This window comes from Rugamonas sp. (assembly GCF_025354735.1).
In the GTDB taxonomy this organism is placed as follows: domain Bacteria; phylum Pseudomonadota; class Gammaproteobacteria; order Burkholderiales; family Burkholderiaceae_D; genus Rugamonas.
The window spans coordinates 1-4,906 of sequence record NZ_JANXMI010000010.1 but is presented as its reverse complement, the minus strand read 5'-3'; the positions used below and the strand labels follow the sequence as shown (position 1 = coordinate 4,906).

Genomic DNA, 4,906 nt, shown 5'->3' with positions numbered 1-4,906 from the left:
TACGACATACTCGATATCGCGACGACGTCGGAGTTCGAAGAAGTCGCTTATCTGCTCGTGCATGGCAAGTTGCCGAACCGCGCCGAACTCGCAGGCTACAAGGCAAAGCTGAAGGCGTTGCGCGGGATTCCGGCCGCGGTGAAAGCGGTGCTTGAACAACTACCGCCGTCGACACATCCGATGGACGTGATGCGCACGGCGGTATCCGCGCTCGGCTGCATGGTGCCGGAGAAGGACGACCACAACGCGCCGGGCGCGCGCGACATCGCCGATCGTCTGATGGCGTCCTTCGGTTCGATGCTGCTGTACTGGTATCACTACAGCCATAACGGCAAGCGCATCGACGTCGAGACCGACGACGACTCCATCGGCGGCCATTTCCTGCACCTGCTGCATGGCGAGAAGCCATCGGACAGCTGGGTGCAAGCGATGCACACCTCGCTGATCCTGTACGCCGAACACGAGTTCAACGCGTCGACGTTCACCAGCCGCGTCATCGCCGGCACCGGTTCGGACATCCACTCGGCCATCACCGGCGCCATCGGCGCGCTGCGCGGTCCCAAGCACGGCGGCGCCAACGAATTCGCGTTCGAAATCCAGAAGCGCTACGAAAACGCGGACGAAGCCGAAGCCGACATCCGCAACCGCGTCGCCAACAAGGAAGTGGTGATCGGCTTCGGCCACCCGGTCTACACGATTTCCGATCCGCGCAACGTCGTCATCAAGGAAGTGGCGCGCAGCCTGTCGCAGGAAGCCGGCTCGATGAAGATGTTCGACATCGCCGAGCGTCTGGAAACCGTCATGTGGGACATCAAAAAAATGTTTCCCAACCTGGACTGGTTCTCGGCCGTGTCCTACCACATGATGGGCGTGCCGACCGCGATGTTCACGCCGCTGTTCGTCATCTCGCGCACCTCCGGCTGGGCCGCGCACATCATCGAGCAGCGCATCGACAACAAGATCATCCGCCCGAGTGCCAACTACGTCGGCCCGGAAGACCTGCACTTCGTCCCGATCAAAGACCGTCAATAAGCCGTCCCCAAATAAGCTGACTCCAAATGAACACTCACTTCCGCAAATCCCTGCCGGGCACCGCGCTCGATTACTTCGACGCGCGCGCCGCCGTCGACGCGCTTGCGCCCGGCGCCTACGACAAGCTCCCCTACACCTCGCGCGTGCTGGCCGAAAACCTGGTGCGCCGCTGCGATCCCGATACGCTCAACGCCTCGCTGGCGCAGCTGATCGAACGCCGCCGCGACCTCGACTTCCCGTGGTTCCCCGCGCGCGTGGTCTGCCACGACATCCTCGGTCAAACCGCGCTGGTCGACCTGGCCGGCCTGCGCGACGCCATCGCCTTGCAGGGCGGCGATCCGGCGCTGGTCAACCCGGTGGTGCCGACGCAGCTGGTGGTCGACCACTCGCTGGCCGTGGAATGCGGCGGCTTCGATGAAAACGCGTTCGAGAAAAACCGCGCCATCGAAGACCGCCGCAACGAAGACCGTTTCGACTTCATCAACTGGACCAAGAAGGCGTTCAAGAACGTCGACGTGATCCCGCCGGGGAACGGCATCCTGCACCAGATTAATCTGGAGCGCATGTCGCCGGTGGTGCAGGTGGCCGACGGCGTCGCCTATCCCGATACGCTGGTCGGCACCGACTCGCACACGCCGATGGTCGACGCGCTGGGCGTGATCGCCATCGGCGTCGGCGGCCTGGAAGCGGAGAGCGTGATGCTGGGCCGCGCATCGTGGATGCGGCTGCCCGACATCATCGGCGTCGAGCTGACCGGCAAGCCGCAGGCCGGCATCACCGCCACCGACACCGTGCTGGCGCTGACCGAATTCCTGCGCAAGGAAAAAGTGGTCTCCTCCTATCTCGAATTTTTCGGCGCCGGCGCTTCTCACCTCACTCTGGGCGACCGCGCCACCATCTCCAACATGGCGCCCGAATATGGCTCGACGGCGGCCATGTTCTTCATCGACGAGCAGACCATCAAGTACCTGAAGCTGACCGGCCGTGACGATGAACTGGTCAAGCTGGTGGAGCTGTACGCGAAGCACACCGGCCTGTGGGCCGACAGTTTGCAGACCGCCGAATATGAGCGCGTCATCTCCTTCGACCTGTCGTCGGTGGTGCGCAACATCGCCGGTCCGTCCAATCCGCACAACCGCGTGCCGACCTCCGAGCTGGCCGCGCGCGGCATCAGCGGCGTGGTCGAAAACGAAGCGGGCCTGATGCCCGATGGCGCCGTCATCATCGCCGCCATCACCAGCTGCACCAACACCAACAACCCGCGCAACATGATCGCCGCCGGTCTGCTGGCGCGCAACGCCAACCGGCGCGGCCTGACGCGCAAGCCGTGGGTGAAAAGTTCGCTGGCGCCCGGCTCCAAGACGGTGACGCTGTACCTGGAAGAAGCGCAGCTGATGACGGAGCTGGAGCGGCTCGGCTTCGGCGTCGTCGGCTACGCCTGCACCTCGTGCAACGGCATGTCCGGCGCGCTCGATCCGGCGATCCAGAAAGAAGTCGTCGAGCGCGACCTGTACGCGACCGCCGTCTTGTCGGGCAACCGCAATTTCGACGGCCGCATCCACCCGTATGCGAAGCAGGCTTTCCTCGCCTCGCCGCCGCGGGTGGTGGCCTACGCGATCGCCGGCACGATCCGCTTCGACATCGAGAAGGACATCCTCGGCATCGACGCCGACGGCCACGCCGTGACGCTGAAGGACATCTGGCCCAGCGACGAGGAGATCGACGCCATCGTCGCCGCCAGCGTCAAGCCGGAGCAGTTCCGCAAGGTGTACATTCCGATGTTCGCCAAGCAGGCCGACGACGGCATCAGCGTCAGCCCGCTGTACGACTGGCGTCCGCAGACCACCTACATCCGCCGGCCGCCGTACTGGGAAGGCGCTCTGGCCGGCGCCCGCACGTTGACCGGCATGCGTCCGTTGGCGGTCCTCGGCGATAACATCACCACCGACCACCTGTCGCCGTCGAACGCCATCATGCTCGATAGCGCGGCCGGCGAATACCTCGCGAAAATGGGGCTGCCGGAAGAAGACTTCAATTCCTACGCCACCCACCGCGGCGACCACCTGACCGCGCAACGCGCCACCTTCGCCAATCCGACGCTGAAGAACGAGATGGTGATGGTCGACGGAAAAGTGCGAGCCGGCTCGCTGGCGCGCATCGAACCGGAAGGCACGGTGACGCGCATGTGGGAAGCCATCGAGACCTATATGGAACGCAAGCAGCCGCTGATCGTCATCGCCGGCGCCGATTATGGCCAGGGTTCGTCGCGCGACTGGGCCGCCAAGGGCGTGCGCCTGGCCGGCGCGGAGGCGATCGTGGCCGAAGGTTTTGAGCGCATCCACCGCACCAATCTGGTCGGCATGGGTGTGCTGCCGCTGGAGTTCAAGGCCGGCGTCAATCGCAAGACGCTCAATATCGATGGCACCGAAACCTTCGACGTGACCGGCGAGCGCGTGCCGCGCGCGACGCTGACGCTGGTCATCAACCGCCGCGACGGCGAGCGGCTCGAAGTGCCGGTGACCTGCCGTCTCGACACCGCCGAAGAAGTGTCGATCTACGAAGCGGGCGGCGTGCTGCAACGCTTCGCGCAAGACTTCCTGCAATCGACTTCTTCAAAGGCGGCATGAGCATGAGCCATCCACCCCAAATCAAAATCGCCGCCACCTATATGCGCGGCGGCACCAGCAAGGGCGTGTTCTTCCGCTTGCAGGATTTGCCGGCCGCCGCCCAGGTGCCGGGCCGGGCGCGCGACGCGCTGCTGCTGCGCGTGATCGGCAGCCCCGACCCCTACGGCAAGCAGATCGACGGCATGGGCGGCGCCACCTCCAGCACCAGCAAGGCGGTGATCGTTTCGGTCAGCGGCCAGCCGGAACACGACATCGATTATCTGTTCGGCCAGGTCGGCATCGACCAGGCGCTGGTCGACTGGAGCGGCAACTGCGGCAACCTGTCGGCGGCCGTCGGCGCGTTCGCCATCAGCGGCGGCCTGGTGGACGCCAGCCGCATTCCGCACGACGGCGTGGCCGTGGTGCGCGTGTGGCAGGCCAATATCGGCAAGACCATCATCGCCCACATTCCGGTCAAAGGCGGCGCGGTGCAGGAAACCGGCGACTTCGAACTCGATGGCGTGACCTTTCCGGCGGCCGAAGTGCGGCTCGAATTCATCGACCCGGCGGCCGAGGAGGAGGGCACCGGCGAGGGGGGCGGCGCTGCGATGTTCCCGACCGGGCAGCTGGTCGACGAACTCGAAGTGCCGGGCGTCGGCACGTTCAAGGCGACGATGATCAACGCCGGCATCCCGACCATTTTCGTCAACGCCGAAGATATCGGCTACACCGGCACCGAGCTGCAAGAGGCGATCAACGGCGATCCGAAGGCGCTGGCGCGCTTTGAAGCGATCCGCGCGCACGGCGCGCTGCGTATGGGACTGATCTCGCACATCGACGACGCGGCGCAGCGCCAGCACACGCCGAAGGTGGCGTTCGTGGCCAGGCCGGCCGCCTACATCGCATCGAGCGGCAAGCCGGTCGCCGCCGACGACATCGATTTGCTGGTGCGCGCGATGTCGATGGGGAAGCTGCACCACGCGATGATGGGAACGGCGGCCGTCGCCATCGGCACGGCGGCGGCGATACCGGGCACGCTGGTGAACCTGGCGGCGGGCGGCGGCGCCCGCAACGCGGTGCGCTTCGGCCACCCATCGGGCACGCTGCGGGTCGGCGCCGAAGCGAGCGAGGTTGACGGCGCATGGCGTGTGGCGAAGGCGATCATGAGCCGCAGCGCGCGCGTGCTGATGGAAGGCTGGGTGCGCGTGCCGGGCGACGCGTTCTAAGCGACACGCGGCGCCACGTCGGGGTCAGACCACGGTTTCGAA

General features: G+C 65.7%; 3 protein-coding genes. All 3 read left to right on the top strand.

Annotated features, from left to right (window positions below; translation table 11 throughout):
* The coding region (gene prpC, locus Q0S71_RS00895; protein ID WP_295990140.1) for a 2-methylcitrate synthase at window positions 1–1,032 on the top strand (1,032 nt) is incomplete at its 5' end.
* A gap of 26 nt (window positions 1,033–1,058) precedes the next feature.
* Entirely contained in the window at window positions 1,059–3,659 is a 2,601-nt protein-coding gene (gene acnD, locus Q0S71_RS00890; RefSeq protein ID WP_295990139.1) for a Fe/S-dependent 2-methylisocitrate dehydratase AcnD, read from the top strand.
* A 2-nt stretch (window positions 3,660–3,661) separates the two neighbouring features.
* On the top strand, window positions 3,662–4,864 hold the full coding sequence (gene prpF / locus Q0S71_RS00885; protein ID WP_295990138.1) for a 2-methylaconitate cis-trans isomerase PrpF: 1,203 nt from the start codon (window positions 3,662–3,664) through the stop codon (window positions 4,862–4,864).
* Window positions 4,865–4,906: the final 42 nt, after the last annotated feature.